Source organism: Streptomyces sp. NPDC004284, from assembly GCF_042874035.1.
Lineage (GTDB): Bacteria > Actinomycetota > Actinomycetes > Streptomycetales > Streptomycetaceae > Streptomyces.
On record NZ_JBIAMJ010000009.1, the window covers coordinates 141,724 to 160,155 of the forward strand.

General features: G+C 73.7%; 16 protein-coding genes and 1 pseudogene. 8 read left to right on the forward strand and 9 right to left on the reverse strand.

The genetic code is table 11. The features are described from left to right. Positions 1 to 5: 5 nt before the first annotated feature. The 4 genes from ACFYUS_RS23975 to ACFYUS_RS23990 all read right to left on the reverse strand — a co-directional run bounded on the left by ACFYUS_RS23975 (position 6) and on the right by ACFYUS_RS23990 (position 5,912). Complete coding sequence (locus tag ACFYUS_RS23975; protein WP_388855562.1) at positions 6 to 1,082, reverse strand: P1 family peptidase; 1,077 nt, start codon at positions 1,080 to 1,082, stop codon at positions 6 to 8. 26 nt (positions 1,083 to 1,108) lie between these two features. Further along, a complete protein-coding gene (locus tag ACFYUS_RS23980) occupies positions 1,109 to 1,912 on the reverse strand; it encodes an SDR family oxidoreductase (RefSeq protein WP_388855564.1) in 804 nt (267 codons plus the stop codon). 180 nt (positions 1,913 to 2,092) lie between these two features. Beyond that, positions 2,093 to 4,570: an ATP-binding protein gene (locus ACFYUS_RS23985; RefSeq protein WP_388855567.1), complete on the reverse strand. Its 2,478-nt coding sequence runs from the start codon at positions 4,568 to 4,570 to the stop codon at positions 2,093 to 2,095. A gap of 166 nt (positions 4,571 to 4,736) precedes the next feature. Further along, positions 4,737 to 5,912 carry a low temperature requirement protein A gene (locus ACFYUS_RS23990; protein ID WP_388855570.1) on the reverse strand — a complete coding sequence of 392 codons (1,176 nt, stop codon included), beginning with the start codon at positions 5,910 to 5,912 and terminating at the stop codon, positions 4,737 to 4,739. Positions 5,913 to 6,139: 227 nt separating this feature from the next. On the opposite strand from ACFYUS_RS23990, the gene ACFYUS_RS23995 reads away from it, so the two are divergent. The 8 genes and pseudogenes from ACFYUS_RS23995 (at position 6,140) to ACFYUS_RS24030 (ending at position 14,366) form a co-directional block, all read left to right on the forward strand. Then, positions 6,140 to 7,666, forward strand: a complete 1,527-nt coding sequence (locus ACFYUS_RS23995) for a pyruvate formate lyase family protein (RefSeq protein WP_388855573.1) — start codon at positions 6,140 to 6,142, stop codon at positions 7,664 to 7,666. A 179-nt stretch (positions 7,667 to 7,845) separates the two neighbouring features. After that, the gene (pflA, locus tag ACFYUS_RS24000) at positions 7,846 to 8,622 is read left to right on the forward strand and encodes a pyruvate formate-lyase-activating protein (RefSeq protein WP_388855867.1); all 777 of its coding nucleotides are present in this window, start codon (positions 7,846 to 7,848) and stop codon (positions 8,620 to 8,622) included. A gap of 67 nt (positions 8,623 to 8,689) precedes the next feature. Beyond that, positions 8,690 to 9,835 (forward strand): MFS transporter, encoded by a 1,146-nt coding sequence (locus ACFYUS_RS24005; protein ID WP_388855576.1) that lies wholly within the window; start codon positions 8,690 to 8,692, stop codon positions 9,833 to 9,835. Beyond that, a complete protein-coding gene (locus ACFYUS_RS24010) occupies positions 9,832 to 12,156 on the forward strand; it encodes a molybdopterin oxidoreductase family protein (protein WP_388855580.1) in 2,325 nt (774 codons plus the stop codon). The genes ACFYUS_RS24005 and ACFYUS_RS24010 overlap by 4 nt, the downstream gene beginning before the upstream one ends. Positions 12,157 to 12,163: 7 nt before the next feature. After that, the gene (locus tag ACFYUS_RS24015) at positions 12,164 to 12,763 is read left to right on the forward strand and encodes a 4Fe-4S dicluster domain-containing protein (protein WP_388855583.1); all 600 of its coding nucleotides are present in this window, start codon (positions 12,164 to 12,166) and stop codon (positions 12,761 to 12,763) included. Beyond that, positions 12,760 to 13,515, forward strand: a complete 756-nt coding sequence (locus ACFYUS_RS24020; protein WP_388855586.1) for a Rieske 2Fe-2S domain-containing protein — start codon at positions 12,760 to 12,762, stop codon at positions 13,513 to 13,515. Before ACFYUS_RS24015 ends, ACFYUS_RS24020 begins: the two co-directional genes overlap by 4 nt. Before the next feature lie 245 nt (positions 13,516 to 13,760). Continuing rightward, positions 13,761 to 14,102 (forward strand): annotated as a pseudogene (locus tag ACFYUS_RS24025) (hypothetical protein); the annotation flags it as partial. 42 nt (positions 14,103 to 14,144) lie between these two features. After that, positions 14,145 to 14,366 (forward strand): hypothetical protein, encoded by a 222-nt coding sequence (locus tag ACFYUS_RS24030; RefSeq protein WP_388855588.1) that lies wholly within the window; start codon positions 14,145 to 14,147, stop codon positions 14,364 to 14,366. A gap of 19 nt (positions 14,367 to 14,385) precedes the next feature. Here ACFYUS_RS24030 and mscL read toward each other — a convergent pair whose 3' ends face one another. From mscL to ACFYUS_RS24055, 5 genes are all read right to left on the reverse strand, one after another. After that, positions 14,386 to 14,907 carry a large conductance mechanosensitive channel protein MscL gene (mscL, locus tag ACFYUS_RS24035; RefSeq protein ID WP_388855590.1) on the reverse strand — a complete coding sequence of 174 codons (522 nt, stop codon included), beginning with the start codon at positions 14,905 to 14,907 and terminating at the stop codon, positions 14,386 to 14,388. Between the two features lie 162 nt (positions 14,908 to 15,069). Next, positions 15,070 to 15,579, reverse strand: a complete 510-nt coding sequence (locus ACFYUS_RS24040) for a hypothetical protein (protein WP_388855593.1) — start codon at positions 15,577 to 15,579, stop codon at positions 15,070 to 15,072. Positions 15,580 to 15,826: 247 nt separating this feature from the next. After that, complete coding sequence (locus ACFYUS_RS24045) at positions 15,827 to 16,672, reverse strand: S-methyl-5'-thioadenosine phosphorylase (RefSeq protein WP_388855595.1); 846 nt, start codon at positions 16,670 to 16,672, stop codon at positions 15,827 to 15,829. Between the two features lie 80 nt (positions 16,673 to 16,752). Then, entirely contained in the window at positions 16,753 to 17,088 is a 336-nt protein-coding gene (locus ACFYUS_RS24050; protein ID WP_388855597.1) for an FmdB family zinc ribbon protein, read from the reverse strand. A gap of 68 nt (positions 17,089 to 17,156) precedes the next feature. Next, complete coding sequence (locus tag ACFYUS_RS24055) at positions 17,157 to 18,428, reverse strand: MFS transporter (protein ID WP_388855599.1); 1,272 nt, start codon at positions 18,426 to 18,428, stop codon at positions 17,157 to 17,159. Positions 18,429 to 18,432: the final 4 nt, after the last annotated feature.

The following is an 18,432-nucleotide window of genomic DNA, read 5'->3' on the forward strand; positions in this document are numbered from 1 at the left end:
TGGTCTTACCGGGAGTACGCGTCCGCCGCCGGTCCGTACAGCTCGCGGTACGAGGGGAAGTCGCCGCCCGGGCCGCGCAGACCGCCCGGGGCCGCGAGGACCGCCCGGACGATCGCCCGGGTCACCAGGTCCGCGCCCGCGGCCAGGATCTCGTTCAGGGCGAGCGGACCCGGCCCCTCCGGAAGTTCCCGTGCCCCGGTGGCGAGGGCGAAGACCGTGTCCCCGTCGTTCATCAGGTGCACCGGGCGCACCGCGCGCGCGATGCCGTCGTGCGCGGTGCCGGCGACCTTCTGCGCCTGGGCCCGGGTCAGCACCGCGTCCGTCGCGACGACCGCGAGCGTGGTGTTCATCGGGGGCGGGGCGGCCGCCTTCCGCGCCTCCGCGAGCCGCCGCAGGGCCGCCTCGTGCACCGCGTCGTCGGGGAAGGCGGGACGGCCGGCCTCGAAGAGGCTTCCGTACGGGACGCCGGTCGTCGGGTCGACGGCCGAGCCCGCCGCGTTCACCACGACCAGCGCGCCGACCGTGATCCCCGACTCCAGGACGGTGCTCGCCGTCCCCACGCCGCCCCGCAGGCCGCCGGCCACGGCCCCGGTGCCCGCGCCGACCGCGCCCGTCCCCACGCGCGCGTGGTCCCCGCTCGCGGCGGCCGCCTCCGCCGCCGCCCGGCCCGTCGCCGCGTCCGGGCGGGCCGTGAAGTCGCCGCCCCGGCCCAGGTCGAAGACGCACGCGGCGGGCACCACCGGCACCACGTGGGACGGGTCGGGGCCCACCCGCACGCCCCGGTGCCGCTCCGCCAGCCAGGCCATCACCCCGGCGGCGGAGTCCAGGCCGTACGCGCTGCCGCCGGTCAGGACGACCGCGTCGATCCGCTGGACCACGTTCCGCGGGTCCAGGGCGTCCGTCTCCCGCGTGCCCGGCCCTCCGCCCCGCACGTCCACGGCGGCGACGACCCCGCCCTCCGGGGCCAGGACCACCGTGGTGCCGCTCAGCGCGCCGGGCCCGGCCACGCGCGCGTGCCCCACGCGCAGCCCGCTCACGTCGGTGATCCCGTCCCGGCCGTCCGTCTCCTCGGGGAGTGTCATGTCCCCTGCCTACCATGCCGCTTGGCTCAGCGCTTGGGGCCGAGGTAGGTGCCGCCCGAGGCGTCGATCACGGTGCCGGTGATCCAGCGGCCGTCCTCCGAGGCCAGGAACGCGACCGGGTCGGCGATGTCCTCCGGCTGCCCGACCCACGGCAGCGCCTGACCGCCGATCAGCATCCCCTCCAGCTCGGGCATCGCCGCCATGGCGGCGGTGAGCCCGGCGGTCTGCGTCGGCCCGGGGGCGACCGTGTTGACGGTGATCCGGCGCTCCCCGACCACATTGGCGAGCGTGCGCGTGAAGGTCTCCATCGCCCCCTTCGTCATCGCGTACGCCAGCTCGTCGGCGAGGGCGATCCGGGTGACGGCCGACCCGATGTTGACGATCCGGCCGCCGTCCCGCAGCACCGGCAGCAGCCCCTGCACGAGGAAGTACGGCGCCCGCACGTTGACCGCGAAGACACGGTCGAACCGCTCCGGTGTCTCGTCCGCCAGGTGCCCGCCCGAGGCGGTCGCGGCGGCGTTGTTGACCAGCACGTCCAGCGCCGCCTCCCCGGTGTGGGCGACGAGCCCGGCCCGCACCCCCTCGACCAGCCCGAGCACCCCGTCGTGCTCCGCCAGATCGGCCCCGACGGAGAACGCCCGCCCGCCGTCCCCGACGATCAGGTCCACGGTCTCCCGCGCGGCGGCGGCGTCCTGCCCGTAGTGCACGGCGACGAGCATCCCGTCGGCGGCGAGCCGCCGCGCGATCGCCCGCCCGATGCCTCGCGACGCCCCGGTGACGAGGGCGGTACGGGTGGTGCCGGCCGTGGCGGTGGTGGCGTGCTGCTGCATGGCGGTCTCCTCGGGCTTCCCCTGCGGCCCGGGGCGTCTCCCCGGGGCACGGGAGAACACTCGCGCCGGGCGCTGACGAACCGCTGACAGCGGGCTGACGGGCGCCGACGGGCGCCGACGGGCCCGGGGGGTCCTCCCCGCTCGCGGGCGGGCCGGAGACGGCCGCGAAGGCGCCGTCGCTCACGCGGGCAGGCCCGCCCGGTGGGCCGTCTCCGTCGCGCGGGCGCGGTCGGCCGCCGCCGCGTCATGGTCGCCGGCCGCCTCGTGGACGGCCGCGCGGCGGCGGAGGAGGTCCACGACGTCCTCGGCGACGCCCAGTTCCTCGAAGAGGGCCAGGGCCTCCGCGAGGAGGGGCAGCGGGTCGGCCGAGAGGCCCGCCAGGCCTTCCAGGGCCGTCGCCGTCCCCCAGCGTTCCCCGAGCGTCCGGAAGCCCGTGAGGGCCTGCGCGAAGAGGGTCTCCGAGGAGGTCAGATGGGCGTGGCCCACGAGCACCAGGGACCGGGACCAGAGGTCGTCGCCGAGCAGCAGGCCCTCCAGGGGGCCCATGGACGTCGACCAGAGGAAGGCCGTGTACGGCTGCCGGAGCGGAGTCGTGCGCGCGACGAGGAACCGCCGGGCCCGGTCGACGTGTTCGCCCTCCCGGAGGCCCGCCGCGAGCACGCACAGCGCGTACTCCTCACCCAGTTCCCCCGTCGGCTCCACCCGGTCCAGGAGCTCCGCGACCGGCGCCGCCACCCGGCCCCGGAGGCCGCGCAGCCACCAGTACGGGGTGAGCGCGGCGACCAGGCGCAGGCCGTCCCGCGGCGTGCCGCGCCGCAGGGCCGCCCGCAGGTTCGCGTCCTCGGCGTCGAGGCGGGCCAGCCACTCCAGCTGGTCGGGGCCCCGCAGTTCGGGGTCGGCCGTCTCGGCGAGATCCCGGTAGTACGCGGGGTGGGCGGCGACCGCGGGGTCCCCGTCCGGGAGCCGTTCGGCGGCGTACGCGCGGATCGTCTCCAGCATCCGGTACCGGCCGTCGTCCCGCACCTCCACCAGCGACTTCTCCACGAGCGACGCCAGCCGGTCCGCGTCCGCCCCGCACACCCGGGCCGCCGCATCCGCCGTCGCCCCGCCCCGGAACACCGAGAGCCGCGCGGCCAGTTCCCGCTCGCCGGGTTCGAGCAGCGACCAGCTCCACTCCACCACCGCCCGCAGCGTGCGGTGCCGCTCCGGCGCCGTGCGGTCCCCGCGCGAAAGCAGCGCGAACCGCTCGCCGAGCCCGTCCGCCAGCTCCTCCACGGACAGGGTCCGCAGCCGTGCCGCCGCCAGTTCGACGGCGAGCGGCAGCCCGTCGAGCCCCGCGCAGAGCTCCGCCACGCGCGCGTGGCCCGTGAATCCGGGCCGGACCGCCGCCGCCCGCCGTACGAACAGCTCCTCCGCCGCCCCCGGCGCCAGCGCGCCCAGCGGCAGCAGCGACTCCCCGGTGATCCCGAGCGCCTCCCGGCTCGTCGTCAGGACCCGCAGCCCCGGACAGGCGGCGAGCAGACGCCGTACGAGGACCGCCGTCTCCCCGACGACGTGCTCGCAGTTGTCCACGATCAGCAGCACCGGCCGCCCTGCCAGCGCCGTTTCGAGCCGCTCCGCACCCCGCACCCCGAGCGCCGCCGCGAACGCCTCCACGACCTCGCCGGAAGCGGAGCCCGTACGTCCGTCCTTGTCGGCGATGGAGCCCGTGCCCGCCACCGCCCCCAGGTCCACGAAACACACCTCCCCCGGCAGCCCCGCGCCCACCTCCAGGGCGAGCCGCGTCTTGCCCGCGCCGCCCGGGCCCACCAGGGTCACCAGGCGTGCGGCGGCCACCAGGTCCGCCAGCCGCTCCCGTTCCCGCTCACGGCCCACGAAGTCCGTCAGCGGCGCGGGCAGCGGCGGGAACGGCCGGTCCTCCGACGCCGGGCCCCGCAGCAGTTCCAGGTGGACGGCGGACAGCTCCGGCGACGGATCGGCCCCCAGCTCCTCGGCGAGGGCCGCCCGGACCTCCTCGTAGGCGGCGAGCGCCTCCGCCTGTCGTCCCGCCGCGCCGAGCGCCCGCATCTGGAGCCCCCGCAGCCGCTCCCGCAGCGGATGCTCCCGGACCGCCCACGCCAACTCCCGCACGAGCGGCGCCGGGTCACCGCCGACCGTCAACTCGGCGGCCGCCCACTCCTCCACCGCGTCCAGCCGCAGCGCGTCGAGCCGGGCCGCCTGCCCCGCCGCGAACGGCGCCTCCCGCACGTCGGCGAGCGCCGGCCCCCGCCAGAGCCCGAGCGCCTCCCGCAGCAGACCGGCCGCGCGGCCGGGATCGCCCGCCCCGGCGGCCCGCGCGCCGTCCCGGGCGAGCGCCTCGAACCGCAGGACGTCCACGTCCGTGACGGGGTCCCCGACGGCCAGCCGGTACCCGGCGGGCGTGAACTCCACCGTCACGCCCGGCGGAAGGGCCCGGCGCAGCCGCGAGACCTGGGCCTGGAGCGCGGCCTGGACGCCGGCCGGGGGCTCGTCCCCGTACAGCCCGTCGACGAGCCGCTCCACCGGGACGGTCCGGCCCGCGTCGAGGAGGAGCCGGGCGAGCAGGGCGCGGACCTTGGGGCCACCGACGGTTCCGGTGGCGCCGGCCAGGGTGAGCGGCCCGAGGAGGCGGAAGATCATGCGCCGGATTGTGTCCCGGCGGGCGGCGGGTCCTCCAGTCCCCGGGGCCGTCAGGCCGTACGCGTGCGCGTGCGCGTGGCGAGGTTGCGGGCCGTCAGGCCGTACGCGCGCGTGGCAGTGGTGCGGGCCGTCAGGCCGTACGCGTGCGTGGCAGTGGTGCGGGCCGTCAGGCCGTATGCGCGCGCGTGGCCGGGTTGCGGGCCGTCAGGGTGACGCCGACGGCGACCGTGACCGCCGCGACGATCCCGGCCGCCAGGACCGCCCAGTGGCCCGCGAACGAGCACATCAGGATCGCGAACGACGAGACCGGAAGGACCATTTGCTGAGCGATGCCGACCTTGAAGTAGCGGGCGTGCAGCAGCCACACCGACAGCAGGAACACGGCCGACGGGATCGTCACGGAGGCGGAGGCGGCGAGCGTGGAGATGTGGGCCTTGCCCACGGCCTGCTCGACGGCGATCTCCAGGCCCGCGCCGACGGCGGCGGCCGACGTGAAGATCACGTAGTGGCCGTAGCCCCACAGGAAGCCCTGGCGGCTGGAGGTCAGCCGGTCGTGGGCGGGCACGACGAAGTAGATCCACCAGGCGGAGAAGACGAGCAGCAGACCGCCGGCGGCGATCGGGAGGACCTCGCCGAGGGCGTCGTTCTCGATGATGCCCGTCTTCACGGCGACGGTCGCGGCGGCGACGGTCTCGCCGAGCACGATGATCGTGAACAGGCCGTACCGCTCGGCGATGTGGTGCGGGTGCCAGGCGCTGGGGGCGTCCTTCTCCGCGTACACCGGCACGGCCATCTCGGCGAGCGCCATGACCAGGAAGACCCACGGGCGGGCCGGCTCGGGCGCGAGGACCAGCGCGAGCCAGCCGACCTGGACGACGAGGACCCCGCCCGCGTACCGGCGGCACATCCTCCGCTCGGCCGGGGCGGTGGCGTGGTGGGCGGCGCGCAGCCACTGCGAGGCCATCGCGAGCCGCATCACGACGTAACCGAGGTACACGACGAGGAAGTCGTGCTCCTCGAAGGCGCGCGAGACCCCGGCGGCGAGGATGAGCACGCCGGCGATCTGGATGAGGGTGACGACGCGGTAGAGGACGTCGTCGTTGTCGTAGGCGGAGGCGAACCAGGAGAAGTTCATCCAGGCCCACCAGATCGCGAAGAAGACCATCGCGTAGTTGACGATGCCCTGGCCCGCGTGGCCTTCGGTGATCGCGTGCACGAGCTCGGCGCCGGCCTGGGCGACGGCCACGACGAAACACAGGTCGAAGAAGAGCTCCAGGGACGTGGCGACCCGGTGCGACTCCTCGCGGGAGCGGGCGGTGAGGGGCAGAAACGGTTGTGTCATGCGCACTAGCACAGCAGAGCGAGCGCCGGGCCCGGCCACATGGCGCGCCCCGCCGAGGCCGAGGGGCCGCGCCGCCGGTGCCCACGGCCCGTGACCGGCGGGCCCTTTCGCGTTCCCGGACAGGGACCAACGGCCCTCGGACGGGGACCAATGCCGATCGGAACGATCGATCAAGAGGCGTGCAATGGAGGTGAGCGAAGAGCCGATCGAAAGAGGCGGTGTGGGCTGTGACCGCGACCCCTGCCGAAGCAACGGTGAACGAGCGGGCCTGGAAGGGCTTCGAGGGCGGGCTCTGGCGCGACGCCGTCGACGTCCGCGACTTCGGCCGGCAGAACTACACGCCGTACGAGGGCGACGGCTCCTTCCTCGCCGGGCCCACCGAGCGGACCACCGCCGTGTGGAAGGCCGTCACGGACCGGTTCCCCGAGGAGCGCGCCAAGGGCGTGTACGACGTCGCGTACGACATCCCCTCCACCATCACCGCCCACGCCCCGGGCTGGATCGACCGGGACAAGGACCTGATCGTCGGCCTCCGGACCGACGCCCCGCTGAAGCGCGCGATCATGCCGTACGGCGGCCGGCGCATGGTCGCCGGCGCCCTGGAGACCTACGGCTGCCCGGTCTCCGAGGAGCTGGAGAAGGTCTCCGTCGACACCTCCTCCGTGCAGTACGAGTCGGACGAGCCGATGCGCCCCCGCTTCGGCGACGACACCGCCATCGCCTGCCGCGTCTCCGCGATGCCCGTCGGCAGGCGGATGCAGTTCTTCGGCGCCCGCGTGAACCTCGCCAAGACCCTCCTGTACGCGATCGACGGCGGCCGCGACGAGAAGTCCGGCGCCCAGGTCGGCCCGGCCACCGGCGCGCTGCGTTCGATGGAGACGGGGGCCTCCGGGGTCCTCGGCCACGACGAGGTCATGGCCAGGTTCGACGAGCAGATGGAGCGGCTCGCGGGCGTCTACGTCCACGCCCTGAACGTCCTCCACCACATGCACGACACGTACGCGTACGAGCGCGTCGAGAGGGCGCTCCACGACCGCGACGTGCGCCGCACCATGGCCTGCGGCATCGCCGGCCTCTCCGTCGCCGCCGACTCCCTCGCCGCCGTCACGTACGCCAAGGTCACCCCGGTCCGTGACGAGACCGGTCTCGCCACCGACCACGTCGTCGAGGGCGACCACCCCGCGTACGGCGACAACGACGAGCGCGCCGACGAGATCGCGGTGTGGCTGGTCGAGGAGTTCCTGCGGAAGGTCCGCAAGCACCCCACCTACCGGAACGCCGAGCACACCCGGTCCGTCCTGACCATCACCTCCGACGTCGTCTACGGCAAGAAGACCGGCGACACCCCCGACGGCCGCCGCGCCGGCGAGCCCTTCTCGCCGGGCGCCAACCCGATGAACGGCCGCGACACCCACGGCTACGTGGCCTCGGCCCTGTCGGCCGCCGAGCTTCCGTACGAGGACGCCGAGGACGGCATCTCGCTGACCGACACCGTCACCCCCGACGGCCTGGGCCGCACCCCCGGGGAGCGGATCCGGAACCTCGCGGGCGTCCTCGACGGCTACATGGCCGGCGACGGCTTCCACACGAACGTCAACGTCCTCGACCGCGAGGTCCTGGAGGACGCCGTGGAGCACCCGGAGAACCATCCGCAGCTGACCATCCGGGTCTCCGGTTGCGCGGTCAACTTCGTACGGCTCACCCGCGAACAGCAGCCGGACGTCCTGAACCGCACCTTCCACGGGTCGCTCTAGGCCCTCTCCTCGCCCCGGGCCCGGCGGCCCTCGTGCCGGCCCCGGACCGAGCCCCCGCTTCCACGAAGGAGGAGCCCGTCATGACCAGCCCCGTCCTCGGACCCGTGACCCCGGCCGCCGCGCCCCGGGCTGCTGCGACTCCGGCCGCCGTGACTCCGGCTGCCGTGACTCCGGCCGTCATGACTCCGGCCGCCGTGACCCCGGCCGCCGCGGCCACCCGGCGGCCCTCCGAGGGCTCCGTGCACTCCTGGGACCTGTCCACCGGCGTCGACGGCCCCGGCACGCGCTTCGTCACCTTCCTCTCCGGTTGCCCCCTCACCTGCCTCTACTGCCACAACCCCGACACCTGGCGGATGCGCGACGGCAGCCGCACCTCCGCCGACGCCGTGATCGTCGAGGCCTCCAAGTACGTCCGCTTCATCTCCGCCTCCGGCGGAGGCGCCACCGTCTCCGGCGGCGAACCCCTCGTCCAGCCCGTCTTCACCGGCGAGCTCCTGCACCGGATGAAGCACGAGCTCGGCTTCCACACGGCCCTCGACACCTCGGGCTTCCTCGGCGTCCGCGCCACCGACGCCCTGCTGCGCGACACCGACCTGGTGCTTCTCGACATCAAGTCCTGGGACCCGGACACGTACGAGAAGGTCACCGGGCGGTCGCTGAAGCCGACCCTGGACTTCGCGCGGCGCCTCGCCGACCTCGGCCAGGAGGTCCACGTCCGCTTCGTGCTCGTCCCGGGACTCACCGACGACCCCGCCCATGTCGAGGGCGTCGCCGCCTTCGCCGCCGGTCTCGGCAATGTGGCCCGCGTGGACATCCTGCCCTTCCACAAGCTCGGCGAAGCGAAGTGGCGGGCACTCGCCAAGCCGTTCACCCTGCACGACACGCCGTCGCCGACCCCGGAACAGGTCGCCGCGGCCCGTGGGGTCTTCCGCTCGCACGGCCTGTTCGCGGTCTGAGCGACGCCCTCACCCCGTTACCTCGCAAAATAGGCCGAAACGGGGCATCAGGTCTTACCGTGGCGGCGTGACCGAGCCGCCCCAGACCGAGCCGCCGCAGGGCGCCGAGCAGACCCTCCCGCCGGGCGAGCCCGCCGGAGGCCCGTCGCGGAGCCCGGCACCGCCGTCCCGGACCCCCGCAGCCGTGCGCCGCCGCGCCGCGCTCGCCGGGGCCGCCGTCTCCGCCCTGCTGATCCTCGCGATCGTCCTCGGCAGCCGTCTGCTCCGCGACTTCGACTCGGCCCTCCTGCCGTACGCCGTGGCCACCGTCTTCCTCGCCTTCGGCGTCGCCCACCGCTACACGGTCTGGATCTCCGCGCCCGGCGCCCGCCGCCTCTTCCGCCAGGGCTGGGGCTCCTTCTTCTCCGCCGGGAACTTCCGCAAGGCGCCCACCGCCCTGCCGAGGATGATCGCCACCTACCTCGGTCTCCAGAAGTTCCTCGGCGCCCGCTCGCACGCCCGCTGGGCCGCCCACCAGCTCATCTTCTGGGGCTGTCTGCTCGCCGCCGCGATCACCTTCCCCCTCACCTGGGGCTGGTTCACCTTCACCTCGTCCACCGGCTCGGGCCCCGGCTACGAGATGCGGATCTGGGGCTTCAAGGTCATCGGCTTCGACTCCCTCGGCGTCCTCGGCTGGCTCATGTTCCACGGCCTGGACATCGCCGCCGTCCTCGTCATCGCCGGCGCCTCCTACTTCCTGTGGCGCCGCATGAAGGACCGGGGCGCGATCACCGGCCAGCGCTTCGCCTACGACCTCGTGCCGCTGATCGCCCTCGTCGTCATCTCCGTGACCGGGCTGCTGCTGACCTTCTCGTCGATCTTCCTGCACGGCGGCGGATACGAGTTCCTCGCCGTCCTCCACATGGTGTCCGTCGTCTTCACCCTCGTCTACCTCCCCTTCGGGAAGTTCTTCCACATCGTCCAGCGGCCCGCCGCCGTCGGCATGCAGCTCTTCAAGTACACCTCCCGCCGCAAGGGCGAGGACGGGAACGAGGTCCTCGCCTGCCGCCGCTGCCACGAGCCCATCGACACCGCCCCGTACGTGGCGAACCTCCGGGGCACCATGCGCGACCTCGACCTCGGCTTCGACGAGTGGGCCGAGTACTGCCCCCGCTGCAAACGCGTCCTGCGCGGCACCGCCTACCTCGACCACGTCAAGAAGGGCTTCAAGTGACCGCGACCGACCCCGCGACCACCCCCGGCCGGCCGCTGCCGCTCGACCCCTCCCTCGCCCCGCCCGGCACCCGGAACTTCCGCGACGCCGGAGGCGTCCCCGCCGACCGCTGGCACGCCGACCAGAACGACGAGACCCTCGTCCCCACCCACTGCTGCTTCTGCGGCGTCCAGTGCGGCATGTACCTCCGCGTCGACCACCACGGCAAGGTCTTCGGCGTCGAACCCCGCAACCACGACATCAACCGCATGCGGCTCTGCCCCAAGGGCATCAACGCCTACCAGCAGGTCAACCACCCCGACCGGCTCACCGCCCCCCTCATGCGGAGCAACCGCGACGAGGAGTTCCGCGAGGTCGGCTGGGAAGAGGCCCTCGACCACACCGTCGCCGAGATCCGCCGCATCCAGGGCGCGCACGGCAACGACTCCTTCGGGCTCCTCGGCGGCGCCAGCCTCTTCTCCGAGAAGACCTACCTCGTCGGCAAGTTCGCCCGCCTCGCCCTCAAGTCCCGGCACGTCGACTACAACGGCCGCCTCTGCATGGTCTCCGCCGCCGGAGCCAACAAGCTCGCCTTCGGCATCGACCGCGCCGGCAACCCCTTCTCCGACATCCTCCTCACCGACTGCCTCCTCATCGCCGGCTCCAACGTCGGCGAATGCTTCCCCGTCATGACCCAGTACCTGTGGGGAGCCCGCGACCGGGGCGCCACCCTCATCGTCGTCGACCCCCGCGAGACCGCGATCGCCCGCACCGCCGACGTCCACGTCGCCCTCAAGCCCGGCACCGACTCGGCCTTCTTCAACGCCGTCCTGCACGTCGTCGTCGCCGAAGGCCTCACCGACGAGGCCTACCTCTCCGCTCACGCCACCGGCTGGGACGAGGTCAGACGGACCGTCGCCGCCTACCCGCCCGCCCGGTCCGCCGAGATCTGCGGCGTCCCCGAGGAGCAGATCGTCCAGGTCGCCCGCATGTTCGCCGGCGCGGACAAGGCCATGGCCTGGCACGCCCGCGGCGTCGAGCACCACTCCCAGGGCGTCGAGAACTGCCTCTCGATCATCAACCTCTGCGTCGCCACCGGAAACATCGGCAGGCCCGGCGCCGGCTACGGCACCATCACCGGCCAGGGCAACGGCCAGGGCGGCCGCGAACACGGCCAGAAGTCCGACCTCCTCCCCGGCGGCCGCTCCATCACCAACCCCGAGCACCGCCGCCAGATCTGCGAGATCTGGGGCGTCGACGAGGCCGAACTCCCGCCCGCCGGAACCTCCATGATGGAGATGGTCTGGCAGATGCAGCGCAGGGAGATCCGCGGCCTCATCGGCATCTGCAACAACCCCTTCGTCTCCCTCCCGAACTACGCCACCGTCAAGGACGGCTACGACACCCTCGAATTCCACGCCCAGTTCGACTTCTTCCTCTCCGAGACCGCCGCCAACGCGCACGTGGTCTTCCCCGTCACCGTGTGGGCCGAGGACGAGGGCGTCATGGCCAACGCCGAGGCCCGGGTCGTCAAGCACAACAAGGCCCAGGAACCCCCGGCCGGCGTCCGCACCGACACCTGGGTCCTCTGCGAGCTCGCCAAACGGCTCGGCGCCGGCGACAAGTTCGCCTTCCCCGACTCCCGCTCCGTCTTCGAGGAACTCCGCATCGCCTCCGCCGGAACCGTCAACGACTACTACGGCATCACCTACGAGCGCCTGGAGGAGACCGGCGGCATCGCCTGGCCCTGCCCGGACACCGAGCACCCCGGCACACCCCGCCTCTTCGAGGACGGCCGCACCTACCACCCCGACGGCAGGATCCACCTGCAGGTCGTCGAGTGGCACCCGCCCATGGACCCGTACAGCGAGGAGTACCCCCTCTCGCTCACCACCGGCCGCACCGTCGCCCACTTCCTCTCCGGCAACCAGACCCGCCGCCTCGGCGCCCTCGTCGAACAGACCCCCCGCCCCTGGGTCGAGGTCCATCCCTCGCACGGCTTCCGCAACGGCGACCCCGTCCGCGTCGTCACCCGCCGCGGCAGCGAGGTCTTCCCCGCCCTCGTCACCGAGGCCATCCGCCCCGACACCGTCTTCGTGCCCTACCACTGGCCCGTCCCCACGGCGGCGAACGCCCTCACCGTCGACGCCCTCGACCCCCGCTCCAAGATCCCCGAGTACAAGGTGTGCGCCGCCCGCATCGAGGCCGCCGACCGCGTCGACGAGGTCCCCGCCCCGCCCACCGCCCCCGGACACCAGGCCTATCCGGAGACCCAGGTCTCCCGCACCGACCCGCTGCCCCCCACCTCCCCCCAGGGCCGCGGCACCGCGGAGAGGAGCTGACCCGCACATGATGGGCCGCACGATCTTCATCGACCCGGGCCGCTGCATCGGCTGCCAGGCCTGCGTCTCCGCCTGCCGCGAATGCGACTCGCACCGCGGCAAGTCGATGATCCACCTCGACTACCCCGACGAGGGCCACTCCGTCGCCTCCCTCCCCACCGTCTGCATGCACTGCGAGGACCCCGTCGCCCCCTGCGCCGAGGTCTGCCCCGCCGACGCGATCCTCGTCACCGCCGACGGCGTCGTGCAGCAGGCCGACACCACCCGCTGCATCGGCTGCGCCAACTGCGTCAACGCCTGCCCCTTCGGCGTTCCCAAGATCGACCTCCGGGCGAAGCTCCAGATGAAGTGCAACCTCTGCTACGACCGCACCGCCTACGGCCTCGCCCCCATGTGCGCCACCGTCTGCCCCACCGGCGCCCTCTTCTACGGAACCCTCGACGAACTCCGCGCCGAACGCCCCGGCGTCCAGGTCGCCGACTCCTTCACCTTCGGCAGCACCACCGTCTCCACCGGAGTGGCGATGGTCGTCCCCGCCGACAAGGTCCAGTGGCCGGTCCCCGGCGGCCTCCCCGTCGTCGAGATCAACGGAAGGGACGTCCGGTGAGCTTCACCGAGCCCCAGCCGCCCGCGTCGGAGGCCCGCGCCGACGCGGCGCGGGAAGCGCTCCACGACCGGATCGCCGCGGACTCCCTCACCACCCGCCGCGACTACCTGCGGATCGTCACCACCGTCTCCGGCGGCCTCGCCGTCGGCGGCATCGGCGTCGCCTCCGGCATCCTGCACCGGCACGGCGACAGCGAGGGCGCCCCCGGCGTGAGGAAGATCGCCGACCGGATCGAACGGGGGGAGTCGCTCGCCTTCCGCTACCCCGGCGGGGAGGACCGGGCCATCGCCGTCCGCATGGAGGACGGCACCCTCGCCGGCTACTCCGCCGTCTGCACCCACCTCGCCTGCGCCGTGCTCTGGCGCAAGGAACGGGGGAGCGAGGGCGAGCTGTACTGCCCCTGCCACGAGGGCGTCTTCGACGCCCGTACCGGAGAGGTCACCGCGGGCCCGCCCCCGCGCGGCCTGCCCAAGGTGCTCCTCGTCGAGCAGCTCGACGGCAGCGTCTGGGCCGTCGGCACCGCCCGCTCGGGCGAGACCCCCGTCGAGGGCTTCTGCCGCCAGCAGGGCGACGACCACCCGGGCTGCCCCGGCTTCAGCGCGGGTGCCCCGCCCCGGAAGCCCGCCGGGAGCGACCGGCCCCCTGCGGCCGCCGGCCCGAAGCCGACCGGGCCCGGCCCGAAGCAGGCCCAGAGCGACCGGACCCCGGCGGGCACCGACCCGAAGCCCGCCGCGAGGAGTGAGCGGCCATGAGCGAGGGCCCGTTCCCGAGAGACCCCGAGGCCCCGAAGCCCACAGAGCCCACGGAGCCCGGAGCCCCCGCCACATCCGCAGCCCCCGCCGCCCCCGCAGAGCCCGGGGCACCCACGGAGTCCGGGGCGCCCACAGCACCTGCCGCACCCGGGGCCCCCGCAGAGCCCGCCGCACCTGCCACGCCTGCCGCACCCGGGGCACCCGCGGAGTCCGCGACCACCACACCCCCGCGCCCCACCTACACCCCCACCTACACCCCCGGCAGTGCCCAGCCGCGCCTGAACCGGCCCGTGCACGAGCGCTACCCCCAGATCCGTCCCACCAGCGGATACGGGGATCCTCGGATCCGGCACACCGGGCCAGGCCCCGGGGCCGGTACGGAGCAGGAGCCGGAGAGGTCGTCGAAGCTGAGCGCGCGCCTGGCGCTGGCGCTCACGGTGGTCATCGGGCAGCTGTGGGGGCTGACGATCGTGGTGGACGAGTGGATGGCGGGGGACACCGGCACCGCATGGTGGGGTGCGGGCTTCCTCGTCCTGTCGTTCCTCGTGGTCCTCGGCCTCTGGCTGATCGACCCGAAGGACCGCTGATCAGGGGGGTACGGGCCGGGTGAGCGGGCGTAGTCTGGAGAGATGAGCACCGCCCCCGCCCACGGCCCGCGAGACGCGAAGCGGCCCGGCAAGTCATCCAGCCCCGAGAACAGTCCGAAGCCGGCACTCGTCTTCGACGATCCGCTGGACCAGCAATCCGCGGACGACACGGACCGCGGGTGGGGCGAGCGGCCTCCGGCCGGCGGCGACAGCGCCGCCGACCTCGCGCGCTTCCTCGACGAGAAGCCGCCGCACCACCTCTGAAACCGGCGCGCTCCGCCGGTCAGGAGGTGGAGTGCGCCCCCGCGCTGCCACCGCCGACGACCCCGGGGCCCGGGTGCGTGTTGTTCACGGACGGGACGCGCTGGGAGACCAGGTGGTCGCGGATCTCCTTGAGGACCTCCAGCTCGCTGACCTCCAGGGTCTCCTGGACGCCTTCCTTGGCCTTCTCCTGCTGGGCGCGCTTGGCGAGGATCTTCGCCATCGGCAGGACCATGAGGAAGTAGACGACGGCCGCGGTGATCAGGAAGCTCAGCACCGCGCTGAGGACCAGACCCCACTGGAGCCGGACGCCCTGCATCTCTCCGTTGACCACCACACAGGTGCCCTTGATGCAGGACGCGTAGCCCTCCAGGTCCTTGGTGCCGAAGGCGCCGACGATCGGGTTGATGATGCCCTTGACCACCGAGTTCACGATGTTCGTGAAGGCCGCACCGATGACGACGGCCACCGCCAGGTCGATCACGTTGCCACGCATCAGGAAGGCCTTGAAGCCTCCCAGCAGACTTTCCTTCTTCTCGGCCACCGAGGTGCCTTTCGTCGCGTGAGATGTCGCGTGAGATGCGGCGTGCGAAGTCGCGTGGGATGTCACGCGTACCGCTGTGTGCGGAGCCATTAGGCCGTGAACGGCGCAGAGCCGTCCAATCCGTACACACGGGACGGTGACTTGACAGCGAGTCAGTGCGAATCAGCACATCGTCACCGCCAGTTGGGACGTGACACCGGCACCTGCCAGCGCCGCCGCCGTCGGCCGCGGCACGGACAGGACGACGAGCGCCCCTCCGTCCGGACGAGTCTCGCCCGGCCGTGGGACTTCGGCCACTCGGGCGCCCGTCGCCACCACCCGCGCCTCACCCTCCCCGCCCAGCGGCGAGTTGGGCGCGGCGATCACGTCGACGCGGTCGCCGGGCCGCAGCAGCCGTACGGTCGCCGCGTCGGCGATCCGTACCGGCGCGGACACCAGGGGTACGGCGGCGGGCGGCCGCGCGCGGGCGGGCGCCGACGGCGGAGGCGCGGCCGGAGCGGCGCCCATGTCCGCGACGGCCAGCGCGCCCGCCGTCAGGGCCAGCAGCAGCGCCGGTGCGCGCCGCCCTCGACGGAGCGCCCTGCGCAGCCGGTGCCGGGCGCCCCGCACCCGTAGCGGCTCGAAGGCCGGAACCGTACAAGGGGCGGGGACGGAGGAAGGGGTGGTCAGCATGCGGAGTACCGCCTGTTCCGGTCGGGAGTGTGCGAACGACGCACCCACTCTCCCGACTCCGCCACCACCCCGCTCCCGCCTGGGGACCACCCCGCGCCTGTGGACAACTCGCCGACTCCCCGGGGTGGTTTACGGCAGCCTTCCCCGGGGGCTACGGCAGCTTTCCCAGGACGGTCTACGGCAGCTTCCCCAGGACGGTCTACGGCAGCTTTCCCAGGACGGTTTGCCGCAGCCTCCCCAGGGCGCTCTACGGCAGCTCGATCCCCAGGTCCCAGCCCTCGTGCGCCCGTGTGCACAGGCAGTCCCGGTCCGCCGTCGCCGGCAGGGCGCCCACCGCGTCGAACAGCACGTCCCGCAGCCGTCCCACGTTCTCGCCGAAGACCCGCAGCACCTCGGTGTGGGAGACGCCCTCGCCGGTCTCGGCGCCGGCGTCCAGGTCGGTGACGAGGGCGAGCGAGGTGTAGCAGAGGCCCAGCTCGCGGGCGAGGACGGCCTCGGGGTGCCCGGTCATGCCGACGACGGACCAGCCGGCGGCGGCGTGCCACCGGGACTCGGCGCGGGTGGAGAAGCGGGGGCCTTCGACGACGACCATCGTGCCGCCGTCGACCGGCTCCCAGTCCCGTCCCCGGGCGGCCTTGACCGCGGCCCGCCGCCCGTCGGGGCAGTAGGGGTCGGCGAAGGTCACGTGGACGACGTTCGGCAGGGCGCCGTCGGCCCGCCGTTCCCCGTCGAAGTAGGTCTGCGCCCGGCTCTTGGTCCGGTCGACGAGCTGGTCGGGCACGACGAGCGTGCCGGGCCCGTACTCCTCGCGCAGTCCGCCGACGGCGCAGGGCCCGAGGACCTGCCGTACGCCCACGGAGCGCAGCGCCCAGAGGTTGGCGCGGTAGTTGATCCGGTGCGGCGGGACGGTGTGGCCGCGGCCGTGCCGGGGCAGGAAGGCGACCTGCCGGCCGGCGACCGAGCCGAGGAGGAGGGAGTCGCTGGGGCTGCCGTAGGGGGTGTCGACGGACACCTCCGTGACGTCCTCCAGGAACGAGTAGAAGCCGGAGCCGCCGATCACGCCGATGTCCGCGTACGCGTCATGGTTCGCCATGCGGGTCACCCTAGGCGCGCTCCCCGGAAACGCCGAGGGCCCCGTCGCGCGCGGCGACGGGGCCCGGGAAGGCGGACGGATCAGGCGGCCGAGCTTCCGGTGCTCGACGAGGACGTCGAGGAGGAAGCGGACGAGGACGCGGCCGGCTTCGAGTCCGAGGAGGACGAAGACGAGGACGAAGAGGTCGACGACGAGGACGCCGAGGACTTCGACGAGGCCGGCGAGCTGCTGGACGACGAGCCGCGGCTGTCGTTCCGGTAGAAGCCGGAGCCCTTGAAGACGATGCCGACGGCCGAGAACACCTTCTTCAGGCGTCCGTGGCAGCTGGGGCACTCGGTCAGGGCGTCATCGGTGAACTTCTGCACCGCCTCGAGGCCTTCGCCGCACTCGGTGCACTGGTACTGGTAGGTCGGCACTTGACTTCCTCCTGGCACTCACACTCATCGAGTGCTAACGACGATCCATAGTGACGTATTCCGTGGGTTCAGTCCACCGTCACCGGCACTCGGTGACCGATGCCACGTGCCGCGACCCGGCTCGCCTCGCGCGGCTTCAGCCGCGACCGCAGCGCGAGGAGCGTGGTCAGGGCGAGGGCCGTGCCCGCCATCGGCACCAGGAATCCGGTGCTCGCGCCGTGGGCGTCGGCGAGGCGGCCGGCGACCGTGACGGCCGCGGCCTGGCCGAGCGCGACGGCGCCGGTGAGCCAGGTGAAGGCCTCGGTACGGGCCGAGGCCGGGATCAGGGTCTCGACGATGGTGTAGCCGGTGATCAGGGCGGGGGCGATGCACAGGCCGACGACCAGGCCCAGGGCGCCGAGGAGCAGCATCGAGTGGGCGGTCCACAGCAGGGAGGCGGCGGCGGTGAGGCCCGCGTAGCCCAGGATCAGGCGGCGGCGGGGGCCGGTCTTCCAGGCGACGGCGCCCATGGCGATGCCCGCGAGCATGTTGCCGGCGGCGAAGATCCCGTACAGCAGGCCGTTGGCGCCGGGGTTGCCGATCTCCTCGGTGAAGGCGGTGAGGGAGACCTGCATGCCGCCGAAGACGGAACCGATGCCGAGGAAGGCCACGATCAGGACCCGGACGCCGGGGACGGAGAGGGCCGAGCGGTGGGGTTCGGCGGAGGTGGCCGTGGAGATGCCGTACGCGGGCTGGGTGGCGCGCTGGGCGGCGAAGAACAGGCCGCCGACGAGGGTGAGGGCCGCCTCGGCGATCAGGCCCGCGGCCGGGTGGACGCCGGTGCACAGGGCGGTCGCGAGGACGGGGCCGACGACGAAGGTGAACTCGTCCGTGACGGATTCGAAGGCGGCGGCCGTCGGCATCAGCGGGGTGCCGTCGAGCTTGGCGGCCCAGCGGGCGCGGACCATCGGCCCGACCTGGGGCACGGAGGCGCCGGCGGGCACGGCGGCCAGGAACAGCGCCCAGAGCGGGGCGCCGGCCAGGGCGAGGGCGACGAGCAGGGAGACGGACGCGGCGTGGACCAGGACGCCGGGGACCAGGACGGCGCGCTGGCCGAAGCGGTCGGCGAGCTTGCCGCTCTGCGGCGCGAAGAGCGCCATGGAGACGCCGGTGGCGGCGGCGACCGCGCCGGCGCTGCCGAAGGAGCCGGTGGTGTGCTGTACGAGCAGGACGATGCCGATGGTCAGCATCGCGAAGGGCTGCCGGGCGGCGAAGCCGGGGAGAAGGAAGGACAGCGCGCCGGGTGTGCGCAGCAGCTGCCCGTAGCCGGGCCGCTTGTCCGTCGTGACCGTGGACGCCACGGTC